Here is a 19,980-nt window from a genome sequence, read left to right on the forward strand (position 1 = left end):
CAGAGGCTCGTAGTTTAACGGAGCCGCGGCGGTCTTGCAGCAGGGAGACTAGCCTTGAGCGGCCGAGGGGAGTGTCTCGAAGCCCGGCACCCACTCCTTGCTGTCGAGGGTAATAAAGTGGCTGGGTGCTTCGGTTTCAATAATTCTCATGGTGGTCGGACTCTGGCGGGCACTGGCCAGCATGGACGACCGGTCGAGGATGCGGTCCACCGCGGGAATCAGGAAGGTGCCGTGGCGCACAAGGTTATAGACACTGGTGTCCGTTCGCGCCATCCAGTCCATGATGTTCTCGATGTTGCGAACGATGGTCAGATGGTCTTTGGTGGCGGAGAACAGTTTGCTCAGTAGTTGTTTTTTACGCGGGTTCATCTTGCCAAAAAACGTCTGGCCATAGGCAGAGGAAGGTGCGCTGTTGATCAACCGGATCAGCCAGGGCCACATGCCGTGGCTGACCGGTTCCAGGATCGTCGTAACAAGGGCAGAGAGCCGGCCATCGGGGAGCACGGGCGCTTCCAGTACCACCTCCACATGTTCGAACAATGTGGGCTGTTGTTTCATGGCTTCGAGGACGACGGCGCCACCCCGGGAATGACCGTGTACCCGTACATTCCGGGCCGTAGGCAGGTTGCACAGAGCCTGGTTCAGGATGCAGGCATCGTATTCAATCGTGCCTTCCAGGTGCTTGATGGGCGTTTCCCAGCCCGGAACTTCGGGAGTAACCCCGTTCACCGGAATGTGGTAGTTACTGCAGGTGAGCAGAATCAGTTCGGTGGTCGGTGCTTCATAGGCCTGGGTGAAGTAGCAGTGGTTTTCCAGAAAACCGTGCACGCCGATCACGGTTTGCTCGGCTACGCCGCTGTGGTTGCGAACGGATACGGCGCCTTTGCCAACGCGATAGACCTGCCCGGAAAACATCTCCGAGTAGGCGCTTTCAATCGGTTTTATCAGCTTACGAACGTGGCTCGCTTTCATATCTGCTCTCCCACCCGGCACGGCAATAGTCTGTTGCTTCTGTTCAGGTGCGCCGGAAAACCCTTGATGCCCCGCTCGAATCGGGGCTTTGTTGGTGCTGATTGTCCCTTATATGCTTTTGCAGGGACCATCAATCACGGGTTCGTACGCTAATAACCATTGCATCAGGGCTTATCGGCAGTATAGAACTGAACGGTTGCTCAAGTGTAATTTTTTGTTGAGAAGTGCGCCAGTGCCGTATGTGGAGCCTGCGAGCCTTGTCTGGCACAATGCGGAGTTCGGTTTTTACTTACCTCCACTACTTTTCCAGGGACGTTCGGGTTTGAGTCACGAGCAATCGCATCTCCTGCTACCTGCGGATTCGGCCTGGCTGGCTCTGGAGCGACCAGAAAACCCAATGACCATATCCGTGATGCTGCGGGTTGATGGACTGACTGCACCACGTTTCCGGGAGTTTCTCAGGATTTACTGGATGGCCTGGGAGCGCTTTCGCTACCGGCCGGTCAAGCGCACACCTGCCTGGTGGTGGGAACCGGATCCGACATTCGATGTTCGGCACCATCTCGATGTAGTGGTGGATCGTTTTACACCGGAGGCTCTCCAGGAATGGGTGTCGGTGCGCCTGAACCAGCCGTTGCCCATGTACCGCCCGCTATGGAAATTCTGGTTGGCACCCAATGCGGAAGGTGGGGCGGCGTTACTGCTGCGCATTCACCATTGTTACGCTGACGGCCTGTCTCTGCTGGGTATCTTTGATCGTTTGTGCCCACCTTCTCCCCGGCAACATCCAGCCGTTTACGGTGCTCCGGAAACCGCAGAGCTGTCACGGTGGACATCGGCGGCACAGGGCTGGCTCGCACAGTTGATGGCATCAGAACCATCGGAGGAAGGGGCGCCTGGCGTAGCCGGAGTGGACACAGCCGATAGCAAGCAATGGCAGGATGCGGGTCGTTTGCTCGAGCGCGTTGCCCAGCAAAGCCTGAAGCTGGTGCATGAGTTTTCCGGATTCCTGGCAGAGCCGGAAGATACTGCCACCGATCTCAGGCGGCCGCTGCTCGGTCGACGGCACTGTCGCTGGTCTGAACCGGTGCCTCTTGAGCGTTTCAGGAGCATCGCAGGAGTCGCCAGAGTTACCATCAATGATGTCCTCCTGAGCTGTGTTGCCGCGGCGGTGAGGACGCGTCTGGGGATTGCTGGTACGGATCTGGACGAGGCCGTGTTGCACGCTGCCGTGCCGGTCGATATCCGTAGTCGTCTGCCGGACGAGTTACGGCCACCTCCAGGGACCCTTGGCAACTATTTCGGAACCGTGTTTGTGCCCTTGCCGGTGGATGGTGACAGTCCGCTGGAGCGCCTTTACCGCATCAAGCATGAAACCCGCCGGCTTAAAAAGAGCTGGCAACCCGGCATTGCCTGGGGGCTGGCGTCCAGTGCCACGGTGGTTCCGGAGCCCTGGCGGGAACCGTTGGCCGATGTGTTCTACCGCAAGGCCAGTGCGGTTGTGTCCAATGTTCCCGGCACTGCAGAAGCTCGCTACATTGCCGGTTGCCGGATCACCGAGCAGATGTTCTGGGTACCCCAGGCCGGTGATATCGGTCTGGGCATCAGTATTGTCAGCTACGCCGGGCAGGTGCAGTTTGGCGTGGTCGCGGACGAAGCCGTGATGGCCGATCCCGAAGCATTTCTTAACGATTGCCTTCAGGAGCTGGATCGGTTCCCGGGCCACTTTTCCTCGTAGTCTTACTCCCAAAGTTTCAATTCACATGCCTCCCAAATGAGCAGAAAACCTGCTCACTGGAAGCATTTTCCCCCTTCTTTGCATAGCCGACCATGGAATTCGGGCGATAGATCACGCCTGGAGTGTCCGGGGAACCCGGAACCTCTATCCCAGATTTCCAAAAACAACCGGGGGAACTATGAACAATAACAATTTCAGAAAATCAGGGTTGGCTCTTGCCATGGCGGCGGCCATGGGGGCCAGCGCCGGCGCTAACGCCGCCGTTGAACTGTATAACGAGGACGGCACCAGCTTTTCGGTTGATGGCTACTTCAATGCCTTCTACGTAAACCGCGATGACAATGTCTCTGATACCCGCAACTCCGACGTGAAGATGGGCTTTCTGCCAAACACCATTGGTTTTAACTTCAGCAAGGACATGGGTGATCTGACCCTGGGCGGTCGCTCTTCATTCTGGGGAACCGTCAATGATAGCTTGCAGTCACCGACAGATACGGCGATCGATGTTCGTCAGTTATATGCCACGGTGGACGGCGACTTTGGCCAGGTTCTGCTCGGCAAGGATTTCGGGTTGTATGCCCGCTCCAACATTTTCCTAGATGAAATTCTCATGGGCTTTGGCTCCCCGGGTGCGTCAACCGGGGTCTCTTTCGGGAATATCCGCACCGGGTATCCCTATCCGAACCCGTCTGCCCAGATTACCTATCGTTCGCCTGACATGGCCGGATTCAACGTTGCTGCGGGCATTTTTGAGCCAGCAAACACAACGCCGGGTGCGCAGTCAGAGCAGTCGGCTCCGCGATTCGAAGCCGAGTTGACCTATTCTGCCGAACTGAGCGGCGTGGCGCTTACCGGCTGGCTGAACGGTCGTCACCAGAGCTCAGAAAGCGCCAGTTCTGAAATTGACAGCCAGGGTATCGGCTACGGTCTGAAAGCGACGGTGGCCGATCTTTCGCTGAGCGCGTCCGGTTTCACGTCTGAAGGGGACGTGCCGGTCTTGATCGCCGATGGTGCGCTTGCCTCTGAAGAGGATGCTGACGGCTTCCTGATTCAGGGTGCCTACGCACTGGGTGCCAATCGACTGGTCCTGTCCTATGGGGAAACGGACTCCGACCAGGGTGACTTCGAGACCGAGAGCACGTCCGTGGCTCTGTTCCATGACGTGAACAGCAATTTCAAGCTGGTTGCTGAGTACAACATGTTCGAGCAGGAAACAAAATCCAGCGGCGCCAAGGCAGCGGACGCTGACACCATCGCTCTGGGCGCGATCGTTATGTTCTAGAGACGAACTGACGTTGTGGGGGGCAGGATGCCGCCCGCAGCGCCGATCTGTCTAAGACTAAAGTGCCGTTTCAGCTGTATGGAAACCGGCAGCGCCATCAGGCATTGATTCAGGAGGTATTTTAATCAATGGCTTACGATCATTTCGGCGCACCTATTAAAAGCACGGAAGTCGCATTGGCTGCGTTTGCGGATGCCGTAAAATCGGTACGACATCATTCGTTTCCAGGATCCGCGTTTATGAAGCCAGCGACGACCCTGCCTGCAGTCCGGGTAGCGAGCTCCAGTGTTCGCGATCCGATGTTGGCAGCCAGCAATCTGGCCAGTCAGCTCAGCCACGACCATCTCGGTTGTGTCCTGTTTTTCTGTTCCGCGGAATACGATCTTGGCCGTTTGGGTATTGCTCTTGAGCATGCTTTCCAGGGCATCCGTGTTTGCGGCTGTACATCCGCCGGAGAGATTACGCCGGAGGGGTATGGCCGGGGATGCATTACCGCTATCGGGTTCGACAGTCGCTATTTTGCCATCGACTGCGCGTTAATCCGGGAACTCGACCGTTTCAGTTTGCAGGACGCTCAGGGTGTGATCGACGACCTGCTTTCGACTTGCCGGGACGCCAGGTTGGCGCCGATCAAAGGCAACACCTTTGCCATCACGCTTCTCGACGGTCTTTCGAGTCGCGAAGAACTGGTGCTGGCAACGCTTAACTCTGCGCTCGGGACCATACCCCAGTTCGGTGGCTCTGCCGGTGACGACGAGCGTCTGGCCAATACTCATGTGTTCTACGATGGCCAGTTCCATACCGGGGCCGCGACGGTTTTACTGGTGAACACACCCCTGGATTTCAGGGTGTTTTCAACCCATCACATGGTTGAGCGCAGTGAGAAACTGGTGGTTACCGACGCCTGCGCTGAAAGCCGGACAGTGTTCGAGCTGAACGCGGAGCCGGCTGCCGACGCCTACGCCCGGGCCGTTGGGGTGGACGTGAATGCGCTGGATCGCAAGATCTTCGCACTCAGGCCCATGGGGGTGAAGATCGGTGGTCACTACTTTGTCCGCTCGGTGCAGCGGGTGAATCCGGACAAGAGTCTGACCTTCTACTGTGCGGTGGAAACCGGCATCGTGATGACGGCCATGGAGCCGGAATCCCTTCTGGACAGCGTTCGTACCCAGATCGAGGCGTCCGAACGGGTCGTGGGTCCGCCTCTGGTAACCATTGGTTGCGATTGTTTCCTCCGGCGCCTGGAGGCTGAGCTGACCGGGGAAGTGGAGGCGGTTTCCGAATTCCTGCGCCATCACAAGGTGATCGGCTTTAACACGTACGGCGAGCAGTTCGACGGTATGCATATCAACCAGACGTTTACGGGGGTGGTCATTGGCCAGCCTGATGTCCATCACGGACAAGACTGAACGACCCGTCGAGGATGAGCGGGACCGGCGTATTGCCGAGCTGGAGTCAGAAAATGAACGACTCAGGCGGATTCGTGATGCCCTGATTGTCCGGGTTGAGTCCGGCTCAGCCCATAAACCGGAGCCATACGCCGCCTTCGAGCATTCGGTGGTGCTTGCCGAGCAGGTGCGCGAGCGTACCGAAGCCCTCAACCAGGCAATGGAAGAGTTGAAGGGCAGCAACAAGGCACTCAACCGGGCCCGGGAAGAAGCCGAAACCACACGCCAGCGACTGAGCGATGCGATCGAGAGTATTGCCGACGGCTTTGTGCTGTTCGATAACCGGCATCGCCTGATCCAGAGCAATAGCCGGTTCCGGGGTTACTGGCGCCACGCGGGTCTGAAAGATCCGGAGGCGGGAACCTCCATTGCCGATGTGAAGTCGCAGGCGGTCAGTTCCGGATTGATTGTCGAGGAGCACAGTCATCCGGATGCAGAGGGTGTCGTCTTTCTGCTGTGCAATGGTCGCTGGGTCCAGATGACCGAAAGACCCACCCGGGAAGGTGGGTTGGTGGTGCTCTACTCCGACATCACGGACGTCAAGAACAGCGAGATGGCGCGACGGATCAAGGCACTGGAGGAAAGTGAACGCTGGATCCGCGTAGTCACTGACCATGTGCCGGCCCTGATTGCCTATATCGGTGCCGACATGACCATCCAGTTCTGCAACAAGGTCTACGAGGCCTGGTATGGCCGCAAGGGTGAGTCTCCCCTGGGTAAACGTCTGGATCATGTGCACTCACCCGAGCTGTACCAGCGGCTGCTTCCGCAGATTCTTGAGGTCATGGATGGCCATAATGTGACGTTTGAATTTGAAGAAGCCGGGGAACGGGGCGAGATGCGTTATATGCTCCGTTCCTATGTTCCCAATTTCGATGAGCAGGGCGATATTATTGGCTTCTTTGTGTTGATCCGCGATATCACTGACCGCCGCAAGACCGCGCTGGCTCTGGAACAGGCCTACGACAACCTGGAGCGGCGGGTGAAAGAGCGTACCGCCGCGTTGACCGGATTGAATAGCCAGCTGCGCGATGAAATTACCGAGCGTGCCGCCGTGGAGGCAAGACTTCGCGATGCCAAACTGGAGGCGGAGCGGGCCAACCTTTCGAAAACCAAGTTTCTGGCTGCGGTCAGTCACGATTTGTTGCAACCGTTGAATGCTGCCCGGCTGTTTACCAGTGCACTGCTGGAGCAGTCGTTCGGGCCCAAGGCCGAAGGACTGGTTCGTTCGGTCAGCACCTCCCTGGATGATGTGGAAAACCTTCTGGGCACTCTGGTTGATATTTCCAAGCTCGATGCCGGGGTGATCAAGCCGGATGTCACTGCCTTTGATCTGCGGGATCTGCTTAATAACATTGCACGGGAATTTCGGCAGATGGCCATGGCTGAAGGGCTGCGACTGGACTTTGTCGCCAGTTCGGCAATTGTGGAATCGGATTCTCAATTGCTGGCGAGGATTCTCCGGAACTTCCTTTCCAATGCCATTCGCTATACCGGCCAGGGACGTATTCTGCTGGGCTGCCGGCGCCAGGGCGGGCATGTTCTGCTGCAGGTGTGGGATACCGGCCCGGGCATACCTGAAGACAAGCTCACCGAGATTTTTCAGGAGTTCAAGCGTATTCGTCCGAGTGGCTCGCAAGCCGATAAGGGCTTGGGGCTGGGGTTGGCGATCGTCGACAAGATATCCCGAATGCTGGGTCACGAAGTGACGGTTTCCTCCGTTGAGGGCAAGGGCTCGGTATTCAGCGTCCGGGTGCCCGTTGGCCAGTTGAAGCCAAGGCGGACGGTGGCAGATCAGAACCGTGCTGTGTCGTTCGAGAGCGGTCTTGGCGGTGCCCGTATCTGGGTGATCGACAATGATCAGTCCATTTGCGAGGGCATGAAGACACTGCTTGAGGGATGGGACTGCCGGGTGGTTACCGCAGTCTCCCTGGAAGATCTGGAACGCCAGCTTGATCCGGGCAGCTGCACGGTGGATTTGATACTGGCGGACTACCATCTGGATAATGACGAAAACGGTGTGGATGTGGTCGCCGAGATCAATGGCCGACGCCGCTGTCCTGCGCCGGTGGTGATGATAACCGCGAATTACACCAATGAACTCAAACAGCACATTCGTGAACTCGGGCATTTGCTGATGAATAAGCCGGTGAAGCCCCTGAAGCTGCGCAGTGCTTTGTGCCACCTGTTGAGACGTTAAGTTGAACCCGAAAAAAAAGGGGCAGATGAATGTTTCATCTGCCCCTTTTTTAATCTGGTCGGGTGTTATCGTTTCAGGTACTGACTGAAATCCACGTCACTGGCAGACAGAATCGCCTGAACCCGGTTGTGGACTCCGAGCTTGCGAAGAATCGCAGATACATGGGCCTTCACGGTGGTTTCGGCAATGTTCAGGTTATAGGCAATCTGCTTGTTGGATTCGCCCTTGGACATGCGTTCCAGTACCAGCAGCTGGCGGCGGGTCAGGGAGTTCAGCAGCTCCGGGGAAATCGGGTTGTCCTCATGGCGGCTGCGGCGGGTATTGCTCTCCTTGCCGGTGCGGATGATGTCCGAGGGCAGGTATACGTTGCCGTTCAGGATCTGCTGGATGGCCTCGGTCATCTGTGCGCGCGGGGAGGATTTGGTGATAAAGCCGCAGGCGCCGTACGTGATGGCTTGCAGTACCACCTGTTTGTCTTCTTCCGCAGACACAATGACTACCGGAATGGTAGGGGCTTCGTTACGAAGGGTAATCAGGCCGTTCAGACCGTGCATGCCCGGCATGTTCAGATCCAGCAGAATCAGGTCCAGGTCGTCATTCTCCCGGGTGATTTCCAGTGCGCTGTCCAGATCATCGGTTTCAATGATCTCGCTGCCTTCGAAACCAGAGGCAATGACGCTGCTGATAGCTTCCCGGAACAGTGGGTGGTCGTCGGCAATCAGGATCTTGTAGGCCGGCTCCATGGATGGTTCTACCTGTTTGTTTTCATGGTCGGGAATGGCTTCCGAATCATCATAGCTGTTTTCGGAAGAGAGTACGGCATCTGGCTCGTTCAGCATGGCGGCCTCCTGTGCAGAGAATCGCCGGAGTCGGAGCCGATCCTCTGTTTATTATTGTGATGATTGCATTACACGCGATCCTGGTCCCCGGTTGAATGCGACTATCGCACCAAAAAACAGGCACTAAAGTACTATTTTTGCCTGGTCCGGGACTTCGTATTTTGGTGCGATGGACCGGAAGGTCAATCAAACAAAGACGGCGCCTTGGCGACGACCAGGTCGGACCGGCTGGTTGCGTACTCCATGACCGCCAGCTGATCCTCCAGCTTTCGATTGAAGCGTGCAATGTCTGCCTCGGGTATGGCAGTAGCGGTTGGAATATCAGCGGTCATCGGGTCAACGGGACGGCCGTTGATGTGGAATTCAAAATGCAGGTGTGGGCCGGTGCTGCGTCCGGTATTGCCAGACAGCGCGATTTGCTGGCCTCGTTGTACCTGGGCACCTTTTTTGACCAGGATTTTGTTCAGGTGCAGGTAACGGGTTGTGTGAGTCCCCCCATGATCAATGTCGATGTATTTGCCGGCATAGGGGTGATTGCCAATGTGCCTGATTACGCCGTCGCCGGTGCTCAGAACCGGAGTGCCAACCGGGGTGGCCAGGTCGACGCCGTTGTGGGGAGCCGGACGCCCGGTGATCGGGTGTATCCTGTTGTGGTTGAATCTGGAGCTTACGCGAAAGTGCTTCCGGGTCGGCCAGCGAAGAAAGGCCGGAGTCACGCTTTCACCGTTTGTATCGTAGTAGTTGCCATCATCAAACCGGAACGCATAGTGCGTTTTCGGTCCGCGTGTTAAGGCAATGGCTTCAATGCGGGTGCTCCCCGTCGATTGTTTGCCGGCCATCTCATGGCCGATAATCACGGCGAATTCATCACCGGCACGAAGGTCCTTTCGGAAATTCACGCGGCCTCCCAGCAGTTGATCGACCAAGAGTACCTGTGCGCGAGTGAGTCCCGAACGAAGCGCCGAGGCATACAAGCTGCCCTGGATCGTACCTCTGAGCACCTCTGAGACCCAGGACGTGTCTTGTTCACGTTTCTCATAGATGAACGAGCCATCTTCTTGTCGGCTAAAGATGACTTTCCTTGCGGGGTCCAGTTGCAGCGTCAATGCCGAGAAGCGGTTTTCGGTATCGAACGTCAGTGCCAGTTCGGTACCAGGTACCAGCGGATCCAGAGACAGGTAGTCTGCGTCGGCTTCCATGATGTTGCGCAGGTCGGCCAGGGGGGCCTTACTGTCATTGAAAATCCCGATCAGTGTGTCACCGGGCTGCACACGTCGTGTCAGTATTCTGGTCTCGGAATGGTCGGGCACCGGAACCTTGTCGGTGGCTGAGATGTTGCTGTCTTGTGCTTCGTCAGCGTCAGCAGCCAGCGGGATTGCCTGCGCAGGCGCAGGTGTTTCCGTCAGAGCGGATGACGTAGGGAACGACGCCAGGCAGATGGCAAGAATGATGAGCCCGGAGACTGCGAGAGAAACTTTATGCAGTGGTGAAAATGTCCGGATTGCGCTCATCGTCAGTACGTCTCCTGTGTGTTTGCTTGAAAAAACAGGGCTTAACCGTCGGCGGGGCCAGGATTGCTTTGCTGCTCGGGCATTGGGGCCCCGCAGCCAGCAATGGTATAGCATAAAAGTATCGGACCGTCCTTATCCATTATGTTAGCCTGGCTCCATCTGCAAAACACGGTTCAGCCCTCCGTCACGCTTGGGTTAGTTCACTCCCATTGCGGAAAAGGATCGTTCAGTGTCTGCCAGAACGATTTGCCGGCGAGTAACTGGTCGTCGTCCAGGAGGCATTGGTCGAGTTCACCCCGGATGTGTTCTTCGTCCAGGTTCTGACCAATAAAAACCAGCTCCTGGCGCATATCTCCGAATGGCTCTTCCCAGCTTTGCATAATGGACTGACGGTATTCAGGGTCTTCGGGCCAGTTTGTCTCAGGTACGGCTTTCCAGAACATTCCCGCGAAACCGTGTCGGGCAATGCCGCCGGCCTGGCTCCATTGGCCGGCGAACTCCGGCCTTGTGGCGAGCCAGAAGTAGCCTTTGGAGCGGATGAGTTTGCCTGTGGAAATACCCTGATGCAGGAAATCATAAAACTTCGCAGGATGAAAAGGACGGCGTGCGCGGTAGACGAAGCTGGAAATGCCGTATTCTTCGGTTTCCGGTATGTGTTCGCCTCGCATTTCTTTCAGCCAGCCTGGTGCCTGCTGGGCGCGTTCAAAGCTGAAGCGGCCAGTCTCAAGAACCTTGTCCAGCGGCACAGCTCCCTGTTGGATGGGCAGAATCTCGGCCTCGGTATTCAGGCTACGAAGCACGCCGTGCAGTCGGGTCAGTTGCTCCTGAGTGACCAGGTCGGTTTTGCTGATCAGCAAAATATCACTGAATTCAATCTGGTCCACAAGAAGATCGGCAACGCTTCGCTCGTCTTCTTCACCCAGGCTTTCTCCGGCTTCCTGCAGCGACTGGGCTTCATCATAGTCTTTCAGGAAGTTCACGGCATCGACCACTGTTACCATGGTGTCCAGCCGGGCAATATCGGACAGGCTGACGCCGTCTTCGTCGGCGAAAGTAAAGGTTTCTGCCACCGGTAAAGGCTCCGATATACCGGTGGATTCGATAACGAGACAGTCAAAACGGCCCTCTGAAGCCAGCTTGCGAACCTCAATCAGCAGGTCTTCACGGAGCGTGCAGCAGATACACCCATTGCTCATTTCCACCAGCTTTTCTTCCGAGCGGTTAAGGGTTACCTCCTGCTGGACCTGAGCGGCATCGATGTTTACCTCACTCATATCATTCACGATCACAGCGACCCGTTTACCGCTCCGATTATTGAGTATGTGGTTGAGGACCGTAGTCTTTCCGGCGCCCAGGAAGCCTGACAGCACCGTAACCGGTAGTCGGGACTCAAGATGATTCATGCGTACACTCCTGATTCAAAGCCTGATGATCGCTGTGGCGATTGCTTTACAATAGTTATGTTATAACATAACATTTCAAACCTCTAAACGTTAAAAGTTTCTCATCTTATGCCTAACCCGGAAGTTTCTGGAGGTCACCCATGACGCTGGAGTTAAACGCGGTTGCAGGCCCTTTGGCCGTTCACGGCAGTAAGCCAGAGTGTCTGACGGAAATATTCCGGGACGAGGTCAACCTGTCGGTCTGGCAGCGAGAACCGTCATCCGACTGCATGGCGTTCGCGCGTCATTTCGCCTGCGAAATTGGCAAATTCGAGCGCTTTTTGGTGCAAGAGAAGGACGGGGCTATCGAGGAGCTTCTTCCTGCCTGGGCTTTGAAGCTGCCGGGCGCGGAAGCCTGGCTGGCGGATGTCAGGGAAGTGATTGCAATGTATCGGTGCCTGTTCGAGCCGGCAGCCGTTGGCGTTCGCTTGCATGTATTGGCTGACACCATGTGTCCGCGCTTTCATACCGACCGGGTGCCGGCCCGGTTGTTGGTGACCTATTTTGGCCAAGGCACGGAATGGCTTGCAGAGAGTGAAGTCATTCGGGCGGAAGCCCCGGGGCCGTTGCCGGATCAGCAGGCGACGGGGGCCCAGGTACAGGTAGTACCGACGGGCGCGGTTGCGCTATTGAAGGGTGAGGCCTGGATTGGCAATGAAGGGCGAGGCCTGGTGCATCGGTCACCAGCGCCAGGTGATACGCCAAGGCTGGTTCTCGGCCTCGACTGGCTTGCCTGATTTTTGAGAAAGCAACGTTATAACATTAAAAAGGAGATGTTCATGATTACCCCCTCACGATCCCTGCGCCCGCTGCTGGCTTCCACTTTGCTCGCTTCTGCAGGGCTGATGACCGCCTGCGGTGGCTCAAGCAGTTCTGACGACGAGGCCCACGAACACACCGAGATCGATACGGCGGGACGCCTGGCGTTATTTGATTCTGATGCGTCCGCCATCAAGGTGGTGGATCTGGATAGCGGCGATTTGCTGACTACCCTGTCGCTGACCGGCTCCGAACCTGCCCTGGGAGTTTCTCCGGGCTATCGTTATGCCGTGGTTATTCAGCGTTCTGAAGATCTGGTGTCCTTTGTCGATAGCGGTTTGTACACCGAAGATCATGGCGACCACATGCACGATTATGCGGAGACGCCCAGCATGCTGGCACTTACGCTGAACGACCATCTTCCGACACATTACGTGCTCAGTGAAGATGCCGCAGTGGTCTTTTTTGATGGCGGCGATGCGGCCAGTTCCAAGATTACGGCGTTGTCGGACGCCAGTCTGGGCAATGGTGAAGTCGTCGCCTCTCTGGACCTTGAAAACAACATGCATGGCGTTGCCAAACTGATCGATGACCACCTCTTCGTGACCTATCGCGACGCTTCGATCACTGACACCACCTTGCCTGCGGCAATCGAGCGATATCACTTTGACGGTGCCGGTTTCGAATTTGAGGAGCGCTACAGCGAGGCATGCCCGCTCCTTCACGGTGCAGCCGGCAATGACCATGTTCTCGGTTTTGGTTGCAGCGACGGGGTATTGATCGTCGATCTTCATGACGCCGGCTATCCCGCTATCAAACTTGATAATCCTGCAGGGCTTCCAGAGGGCTCACGTATCGCAACCCTGGTCGGAAACCACGATGTGGAAGAGCTGGTGGGTGTTGCCGGTGATCAGCTGTTTGTCATTGACGCCGAGTCACAAACCGGGATTTACACTGAACTCGACCTGGGTGAATCGGTGGATCCGGTTGTCCAGGGCTTTACCACCCATGGTGAGGTGTTTTATGTGCTGGGCGATGATGGCGATCTGAGACTGTTTGATCCGTCCGCAGACTGGGCATTCCTGGCAACGGTATCTGTGGTCGAGCCCCTGACTGAAGGCTCACCGACACCGGCGGTTACCCTGTCCGCCAGTCAGGACCGCCTGTTCGTTACAGACGCCGAGAATAACGCGGTTATCGAAGTGGATACCACAGACGGGGCGGTTGTTCGTACCCTGGAGATTGGCTTCCCGGCTTCGTCGCTGGTGTGGCTGGGTCTGGCCGAATCCGATGACGACCATGATCACGATCATTGATTAGACGCACCACTATCTGGATCCCATCACAGACCGAATAACGGGGCGACATTCGCCCTGTTATTCCGGTTGCTATTTCCTGGAGTTCTTATGTATTCCCGAGTATTACCTTTCTGGTTGGCGCCGCTAGCAGTCATGGCCGCCGTGAATGTCAGCGCCAACGAACTGAACCCGGATGTCAGTGTTACCCTGGATGGTTACTACAAACAGAATGATACAGCTTTATCTCACCGGGACCAGGGCTTCGGTTTGGGGCACACGGAGCTGTCACTGTCCGCACCGGTCGATGACCTGTTCTCCGCTCGACTGACGACGGTCTTCGAGGAGCATGATGGTGAGAGCGAGGTCCTGATCGAAGAGGCGTATCTGCAGACGAACGGGTTGCCTTTCGCACTGAATGTAAGAGCAGGCCGGTTCCTGTCGCAGGTCGGTTACCTGAATGGACGTCATCTGCACGAAGACGATTTCGTTGAACGTCCGGCAGTGTATCGCGCCTTGCTTGGCAGTCATTACTACGATACGGGCGCACGACTGAATGCGCTGTTGCCAACACCTTTTTTCTGGCAGGTTGGGGCGGAGGCGTTTGCCGGTGACCAGTTGAGTGAAGGTGAGGAAGATATCGGCGTTTTCACGGTTAATACCCGGTTAGGTGGCGATATCAGCCTGTCCCAGAGCTGGCAGCTCGGGCTCTCCTGGCTTCGCAACCGACATGCGAAAAACGCTGATACAGGCGATGGCGCCCATGATCATGAAGAGGAAGAGGATCACGATCACAGCCATGGCGCGGCCTATACCGGTGAAGATCTTTACATCGCTGATCTGGTCTGGAAGTGGTCTCCCAACGGCAACACCCGTGACCAGCAATTGACCCTGAGCGGTGAATACCTTTATGCGGATGAACCGAATCAGTTTGCCGCCTCCGGTGACACGAACGAAGGCTGGTACGTGTCCGGGGTTTACCAGTTTGCTCCCCAATGGTCAGCGGGGCTTCGATACGGCGAAGTGGATCTGCTGGAGGCTCATGGCGATCACTTTCACAGCCAGACTCTGGAAGAAACCGAGGTGGCGCTGTCCTGGTACCGTTCACACTTCTCGACGGTAAGACTGCAGTACACTCACCAGGAAGCCACAGGTTTCAGCAATGCTGACAATACTGTGATGGTGCAGTACGTCATGTCCCTTGGTGCCCACGGCTCCCATGGGTACTGATATGACACTCCGAAGTGCATTCGCCGCGGCACTAATGCTGGTGACGGCGCTACCAGTGCAGGCACAGCTCAAAGTGTTTGCCTGTGAGCCGGAATGGGCCGCGTTGGTTCAGGAGCTGGTGCCCGATGCCCAGCTTACTACCGCGACCAGTCACCTCCAGGACCCTCATTATATTGAGGCGAGGCCAAGCCTGATTGCAGCGGTGCGAAGAGCGGATATTGCGGTCTGCACCGGTGCTTCCCTGGAAGCTGGCTGGCTGCCGATGTTACTGGAGAGGGCCTCCAATCCGGACATACAGTCCGGGCGTCCTGGATTGTTCTTTGCCGCTGACCACGCGCAACTGCATGCGCCTCATGACCATGTGGATCGCAGCATGGGCGATGTTCATCCGGAGGGTAATCCCCATGTGCATCTGTCGCCGGATCAGTTGCCGGAGATTGCCCGGGCGCTGGCCAGGCAGCTGGGAGACGTTGATCCGGAAGCTGCGGCAGCGATCCAGGGACGGTACATTCGCTGGCGTGGCGACTGGAACCGCCTGCGTTCAGAGTGGCGGGACAGGGCTGAGGCAATTGAAGGGCAGTCTGTAGTGGTACAGCACTCAAACTACCTCTATCTGTTGCGCTGGCTGGGCGTGGATGTGGCAGCGGATCTGGAGCCCAAGCCGGGATTGCCACCCAGTGCCAGCCACCTGAGCGGGCTATTGGCGGAGCCTGGCCTCGCTGATGCAAGTGCCATCCTGGTTGCCAGCTATCAAGACCCTCAGCCTGCAGAATGGCTGGCAGAGCAAACCGGTTTGCCGGTAATCGTGGTGCCCGGGACGGTTACGGGAGACGCCTCTACCGAGACCCTTGGCGGACTGATCGGTGAAATCATCGGCCAGCTTGAGTCGGTGAGGTCCGGAGCCACTCATGGCAGCTTATGAGTGGCTGCTGTTGCCAGCACTGGGCAGCGCCATGCTCTGCCTGCTGCTGGTTCCGTTGGGGTACCAGGTTATTGCCCGTGGTGTCATTTTTGCGGATCTGGCGATTGCCCAATGGGCGGCTCTGGGAACCCTGGCGGGGTTGTATTTTCTGCCCAACCATACGCTGGCCGGTACACCGGTCAGCAGCCTGATATTCGCGCTGCTGGCGGCGATTGCCGTGCACCTGATCCTGCAACGGCTGGACCAGGCCAAAGAGGCGTGGATCGGCATTCTCTATGTGGTCGGTGCAAGTCTTGCGGTGTTGCTGGTCAGCGGCGACCCCCATGGCGCCCAGGCGCTCCATCGGGCGGCTTCAGGCGATCTGCTCTGGGCCAGTTGGTCACTGGTGATGGCGGTAGCCACACTCACAGGGCTGATCTGGTTATTGCAATGGTGGCGCCCCACATGGATGACCGGAGCGGCCTTTATGCCGGTGTTTGCGGTAGCAGTTACCTATTCGGTCTCGTTGGCCGGAATCTATGTGGTGTTTGCAACGCTGATCATGACGCCCCTGATCCTGGGCGCGCTTTTGGGTAAGGCGCCCTTCCTGGCTGCCTGCTGTGCGATTGCGGGGCAACTGATGGCAATCGTTGTCTCGGTTACCTTTGATGTCCCGGTCGGGCCCGCTATCGTGGTGTCGATCCTCGCTATTTCTCTGTTCTGGTTGATCATCATGCGCGGGTTTGAGGCCCGATCTCTGTCAGACATCCCGGCTGACTAGCCAGAAGAACTCTGTGTATTTCCACCTTGTCATTGTGTTGATGCGACACTGTGTCGCATATCCCGTCGCGTATGCCTGAACCATAATTGCAAACCGAAATAACAACTTATGGCGACAGGGAGAATGTGATGAACAAATTCGGGGTAGCGGGACTGGTGTCTGGAGTTCTGGCTCTTGCGGGTTGTGGGGGATCGTCCTCGTCCACTACCGACACGGGTCAGGAATCAACGAGTGACGTGCAGCTGAACATCCCGTTCAAGGCGGTTGTTGGTTCTGAGCCGGTAGCTTGTGGCACAACCTACAGTGGGCTCGGCACCGCCGGTACGGATGCCAGGTTCCGTGATTTCCGGGTTTTTGTTCATGATCTGGCCCTGGTTACCGATCAGGGTGAGGTGATTCCGGTTTCCCTGGACGCGGATGCGGACGGGCAGAATGCCGACGTTGCCCTGCTGGATTTTCGGGATAAAGCAGAGATAAACGAAACGGGAGCCCTGGTAAGTGTCTGTGAACTGGGCACCGAGACAGCGGCAAATCCGGGGTTCAAGGATGCGGTTCAGGCCTCGGTCACCCTCGATCCATCGGTCACGGTCCAGTCCGTGCAGTTTACGATTGGTGTGCCCTTCGAACTTAATCATGCCAGTCAGACCAGTGCTGAAGAGCCTCTTCGGAGCCCGGGTCAGGCGGCCGGCATGACCTGGAATTGGCAAAACGGTTATAAGTTCCTCGCTGCGGATGTGTTCCCGATTGGCGGGGTCACTCGTGCTTCGGATCCGACCTGGAGCAATACGCGCTGGAATATTCATCTGGGTAGCACCGGCTGTGAGGTATCTGCGTCTGAGCTGGAGCAGGGTGTGGAGCCTGAGACCTGCGCCGATGAAAACCGTCGAACGGTTACGCTGCCTGTAGGTGCTTTTGCTCTTGAGGAACTGGCTATCCAGATCGATTACGCGGCGTTGGTGTCAGGGTCAAACCTCGGTCAGGATGACGGCGGGGCGCCTGGTTGTATGTCCGGCCAGACGGACCCGGAATGTGATGCGATTTTTGAGCGTCTGGCTTTGCCCTGGGGCGGGAACTCAAACGATGGGGGCAACCCCAACGCTCAAGTGTTCTCGATCGTTGAGCGCTAGGCACTATGCATGGTAAACGGTTTTGCGCGGGGCCTGTATGGCCCGCGCTCGTGCTTGGTGCATTCACGCTTTTGCTGGCCGGCTGCCCGGAATCCAGCTCTACCACAGTGGATGATCAGGGAGCGAGGGTGTCGTCTTTTGACTGGGGGTTACCCGAGTCCATTCCCCTGCCGCGGGAACCGGACGATAACCCGATGACCGAAGAAAAGTTCCAGCTGGGTCGTCACCTTTTCTACGATAGCCGGTTGTCCACGAATGGTACGGTCAGTTGTGCCAGTTGCCATCATCAGGACAAGGCCTTCAGTGACGGTGTCGCAAGGCCATTCGGTGCCACCGGAGAGCAACATTCCAGAAACAGCCAGCCACTTGTGAACGTGGCCTGGGCGGCCACAGTGACCTGGGGCAACCCAAGTCTCGGTTCCATTGAACGCCAGATTCTCCTGCCTCTGTTTGGTGACGATCCGGTGGAACACGGCCTGAATGAGGCAAATTCCGAGCAGGTGCTCCGGGCTTTGCAGGGTGACCCCACCTATGCCTCGCTTTTCCTGGCGGCCTTCCCTGAACAGAACGACCCTCTGTTTGGCGACCTCGCCTGGGACAATGTGGTGAAAGCCCTTGCATCCTTTGTGCGTGGCCTGGTGTCGTTTGATTCTCCGTTTGACCGGGGCGAGCTGTCGCCAGCGGCACTGCGGGGGGAGCGCCTGTTCAACAGTGAACGACTGGAGTGTTTTCACTGTCATGCCGGCTACAACTTTTCAGACGCAACAGTGGACCGTCTGACCACGGTCAATCAACTGATGTTTCACAACACAGGGCTCTACAACATAGATGGAATGGGCGGGTATCCGGAGCCTAACACCGGTCGTCATGAAGTGACGGGAGTTCCGGATCACATGGGGCAGTTTCGTGCGCCAACCCTGCGCAACATCGCTCTGACGGCACCTTATAACCATGATGGATCAGTGGAAACGCTGGGTGATGTGATACGCAATTATGCCGCCGGCGGGCGACTTCTCACCGGCGGGGCGACCCCTGGCGATGGACGAATGAACCCTTATAAAGATGGCTTCATCACCTCGTTCGCCATCAGCGAGGAAGAAATCGACGAGGTTGTCGAGTTCCTTGAGTCTCTCACTGACGAGAGCTTTGTAACCAACCCCCGTTTCAGTAATCCCTGGCCCGGTACCTCTCAGGAAACACCATGACACGATTCGCAATGTTCACACTGTCCGGCCTGATTTTCTCCACGCCGACGTTTGGTCACTATATTCCCGGTGATGGCCCTGTTGAATTGAATGCCAGTGCCGTCGCGACCTGGCGCTCCGACGATCTTGTGGGTCAGAACCAATACTGGCAAATCCCCGGTACCCTGATGGGGGGGCACGCATGGCCTTACGAGGAGGGAGTCGTCGTTGACGAAGTCTCTCTGGGACTGGGGGCGAGAATCAGCGAACGTACCTTTGCTGTTGTCGAGATTGGCTCCCATGGTGGCGGTGAGGATCATGGTGACAGTGTGGAAGTCCAGCATGCCTATGTGGGTTTCGAGTGTTGCGGCCAGGATAACCCCTGGGTGTTTGAGGCGGGCCGAATGAGTGCGGCGTTTTCGCCATCACTCTCTGCACACGCCGGAGACCGCCTTGCCACCGAATCTCCTCTGGTGGACGACGTGTTCTTTGGTCGGGATTTTCACGATGAAGGTGCTCGCCTGTGGTGGCACGAAACGGCAGGGTGGTCAGCCGGCGTAGAGTACTGGCGTGGCCAGGCGTTTCCGGCGAACTCTGATGGTGACGGTGCCTGGGACGTGTTCGCAAGGCACGAGTGGGGCTCGGATAACGTCAGGACTACATTGGGCGGATGGTACTATCAGGCATCCGCGAGTGCCCGGGCGGATCACCGTTATGGGGGAGGGCACACCCATACGCCGGTTGCACCGCCAGGGGAAACGGCAGAAGCCTTTGCCGACACCCGCTTTACCGGTGATGTGGATATTTACGGACTGCACGCCAACCTTGAATACCGGCTTTCTCAGGATTGGTCCCTGGGCCTGGAGGGTGAGTGGATGCAGCTTGCGATGGACGGCATTGTTCATGACGCCGTCGGTCGGCAGGCCCAGCTGGATGCCGATCAGCAGGGTTTCTGGGTGCAGCCCTCCATCACATGGCGTCGGCATACGTTCGGCCTGCGTGGTGAGTTGCTGACGACCGATAATCGTATCACCGGGTCCGCTGCGCCGGTTCTTGCGGAGGATTCAGGACTGCTCAACCCGGATGAGGTTGATCCCATGCGATATACCGCCATGTGGCGCTATCAATGGCGGCCGGACCTCGCGTTGCGGGCAGAAGTGATACAGGATGAAACCCTGAGTCGTGACGAGCTCCGGTTTGCGGTCGGAGTCGTCTGGCAAGGCCAGTTATGGCCACAGGGTGGCGATAGTGGGCACCAGCATTGAGGTGAT

Annotated in this window: 16 protein-coding genes; 12 read left to right on the forward strand and 4 right to left on the reverse strand. The window is 57.2% G+C overall.

The features are described from left to right. Positions 1-48: 48 nt before the first annotated feature. Positions 49-972: an alpha/beta hydrolase gene (locus KO499_RS06140; RefSeq protein ID WP_215982814.1), complete on the reverse strand. Its 924-nt coding sequence runs from the start codon at positions 970-972 to the stop codon at positions 49-51. Positions 973-1,294: 322 nt separating this feature from the next. Between KO499_RS06140 and KO499_RS06145 the strand changes: the two genes are divergently transcribed. The 4 genes from KO499_RS06145 (at position 1,295) to KO499_RS06160 (ending at position 7,640) form a co-directional block, all read left to right on the forward strand. Next, the gene (locus KO499_RS06145; protein WP_215982815.1) at positions 1,295-2,710 is read left to right on the forward strand and encodes a WS/DGAT domain-containing protein; all 1,416 of its coding nucleotides are present in this window, start codon (positions 1,295-1,297) and stop codon (positions 2,708-2,710) included. A gap of 178 nt (positions 2,711-2,888) precedes the next feature. Then, entirely contained in the window at positions 2,889-3,992 is a 1,104-nt protein-coding gene (locus KO499_RS06150) for a porin (protein WP_215982816.1), read from the forward strand. Between the two features lie 239 nt (positions 3,993-4,231). Further along, complete coding sequence (gene nosP / locus KO499_RS06155; protein WP_416240386.1) at positions 4,232-5,401, forward strand: nitric oxide-sensing protein NosP; 1,170 nt, start codon at positions 4,232-4,234, stop codon at positions 5,399-5,401. Continuing rightward, complete coding sequence (locus tag KO499_RS06160; protein ID WP_215982818.1) at positions 5,379-7,640, forward strand: hybrid sensor histidine kinase/response regulator; 2,262 nt, start codon at positions 5,379-5,381, stop codon at positions 7,638-7,640. The genes nosP and KO499_RS06160 overlap by 23 nt, the downstream gene beginning before the upstream one ends. A gap of 65 nt (positions 7,641-7,705) precedes the next feature. Here KO499_RS06160 and KO499_RS06165 read toward each other — a convergent pair whose 3' ends face one another. The 3 genes from KO499_RS06165 to zigA all read right to left on the reverse strand — a co-directional run bounded on the left by KO499_RS06165 (position 7,706) and on the right by zigA (position 11,393). Next, complete coding sequence (locus tag KO499_RS06165) at positions 7,706-8,383, reverse strand: response regulator (protein WP_228339836.1); 678 nt, start codon at positions 8,381-8,383, stop codon at positions 7,706-7,708. 278 nt (positions 8,384-8,661) lie between these two features. Next, positions 8,662-9,990, reverse strand: coding sequence for a peptidoglycan DD-metalloendopeptidase family protein (locus KO499_RS06170; RefSeq protein ID WP_215982820.1), 1,329 nt, complete (start codon positions 9,988-9,990; stop codon positions 8,662-8,664). A gap of 200 nt (positions 9,991-10,190) precedes the next feature. Then, the gene (gene zigA / locus KO499_RS06175) at positions 10,191-11,393 is read right to left on the reverse strand and encodes a zinc metallochaperone GTPase ZigA (RefSeq protein ID WP_215982821.1); all 1,203 of its coding nucleotides are present in this window, start codon (positions 11,391-11,393) and stop codon (positions 10,191-10,193) included. A gap of 140 nt (positions 11,394-11,533) precedes the next feature. Here zigA and KO499_RS06180 point away from each other — a divergent pair, with 140 nt between their 5' ends. The 8 genes from KO499_RS06180 (at position 11,534) to KO499_RS06215 (ending at position 19,974) form a co-directional block, all read left to right on the forward strand. Continuing rightward, complete coding sequence (locus tag KO499_RS06180) at positions 11,534-12,169, forward strand: DUF1826 domain-containing protein (protein ID WP_215982822.1); 636 nt, start codon at positions 11,534-11,536, stop codon at positions 12,167-12,169. A gap of 42 nt (positions 12,170-12,211) precedes the next feature. Then, positions 12,212-13,507, forward strand: a complete 1,296-nt coding sequence (locus KO499_RS06185; protein ID WP_228339768.1) for a hypothetical protein — start codon at positions 12,212-12,214, stop codon at positions 13,505-13,507. 90 nt (positions 13,508-13,597) lie between these two features. After that, positions 13,598-14,716: a hypothetical protein gene (locus tag KO499_RS06190; RefSeq protein ID WP_215982823.1), complete on the forward strand. Its 1,119-nt coding sequence runs from the start codon at positions 13,598-13,600 to the stop codon at positions 14,714-14,716. A 1-nt stretch (position 14,717) separates the two neighbouring features. Further along, complete coding sequence (locus KO499_RS06195; RefSeq protein WP_215982824.1) at positions 14,718-15,638, forward strand: metal ABC transporter substrate-binding protein; 921 nt, start codon at positions 14,718-14,720, stop codon at positions 15,636-15,638. Then, entirely contained in the window at positions 15,625-16,398 is a 774-nt protein-coding gene (locus KO499_RS06200; RefSeq protein WP_215982825.1) for a metal ABC transporter permease, read from the forward strand. Before KO499_RS06195 ends, KO499_RS06200 begins: the two co-directional genes overlap by 14 nt. Positions 16,399-16,526: 128 nt before the next feature. Beyond that, complete coding sequence (locus tag KO499_RS06205; protein ID WP_215982826.1) at positions 16,527-17,525, forward strand: MbnP family copper-binding protein; 999 nt, start codon at positions 16,527-16,529, stop codon at positions 17,523-17,525. Between the two features lie 50 nt (positions 17,526-17,575). Beyond that, a complete protein-coding gene (locus KO499_RS06210) occupies positions 17,576-18,730 on the forward strand; it encodes an MbnH family di-heme enzyme (RefSeq protein WP_323133324.1) in 1,155 nt (384 codons plus the stop codon). After that, the gene (locus KO499_RS06215) at positions 18,727-19,974 is read left to right on the forward strand and encodes a hypothetical protein (protein WP_215982828.1); all 1,248 of its coding nucleotides are present in this window, start codon (positions 18,727-18,729) and stop codon (positions 19,972-19,974) included. Before KO499_RS06210 ends, KO499_RS06215 begins: the two co-directional genes overlap by 4 nt. Positions 19,975-19,980: the final 6 nt, after the last annotated feature.

It is taken from the genome of Marinobacter sp. F3R08, from assembly GCF_018860425.1.
Taxonomy (GTDB): Bacteria; Pseudomonadota; Gammaproteobacteria; order Pseudomonadales; family Oleiphilaceae; genus Marinobacter.

Coding starts and splice junctions, on each gene's coding strand:
- KO499_RS06140 (WP_215982814.1), bottom strand. CDS start 972: ATGAAAGCGAGCCACGTTCGTAAGCTGATAAAACCGATTGAAAGCGCC.
- KO499_RS06150 (WP_215982816.1), top strand. CDS start 2,889: ATGAACAATAACAATTTCAGAAAATCAGGGTTGGCTCTTGCCATGGCG.
- nosP (WP_416240386.1), top strand. CDS start 4,232: ATGAAGCCAGCGACGACCCTGCCTGCAGTCCGGGTAGCGAGCTCCAGT.
- KO499_RS06160 (WP_215982818.1), top strand. CDS start 5,379: ATGTCCATCACGGACAAGACTGAACGACCCGTCGAGGATGAGCGGGAC.
- KO499_RS06165 (WP_228339836.1), bottom strand. CDS start 8,383: ATGGAGCCGGCCTACAAGATCCTGATTGCCGACGACCACCCACTGTTC.
- KO499_RS06170 (WP_215982820.1), bottom strand. CDS start 9,990: ATGAGCGCAATCCGGACATTTTCACCACTGCATAAAGTTTCTCTCGCA.
- zigA (WP_215982821.1), bottom strand. CDS start 11,393: ATGAATCATCTTGAGTCCCGACTACCGGTTACGGTGCTGTCAGGCTTC.
- KO499_RS06180 (WP_215982822.1), top strand. CDS start 11,534: ATGACGCTGGAGTTAAACGCGGTTGCAGGCCCTTTGGCCGTTCACGGC.
- KO499_RS06185 (WP_228339768.1), top strand. CDS start 12,212: ATGATTACCCCCTCACGATCCCTGCGCCCGCTGCTGGCTTCCACTTTG.
- KO499_RS06190 (WP_215982823.1), top strand. CDS start 13,598: ATGTATTCCCGAGTATTACCTTTCTGGTTGGCGCCGCTAGCAGTCATG.
- KO499_RS06195 (WP_215982824.1), top strand. CDS start 14,718: ATGACACTCCGAAGTGCATTCGCCGCGGCACTAATGCTGGTGACGGCG.
- KO499_RS06200 (WP_215982825.1), top strand. CDS start 15,625: ATGGCAGCTTATGAGTGGCTGCTGTTGCCAGCACTGGGCAGCGCCATG.
- KO499_RS06205 (WP_215982826.1), top strand. CDS start 16,527: ATGAACAAATTCGGGGTAGCGGGACTGGTGTCTGGAGTTCTGGCTCTT.
- KO499_RS06215 (WP_215982828.1), top strand. CDS start 18,727: ATGACACGATTCGCAATGTTCACACTGTCCGGCCTGATTTTCTCCACG.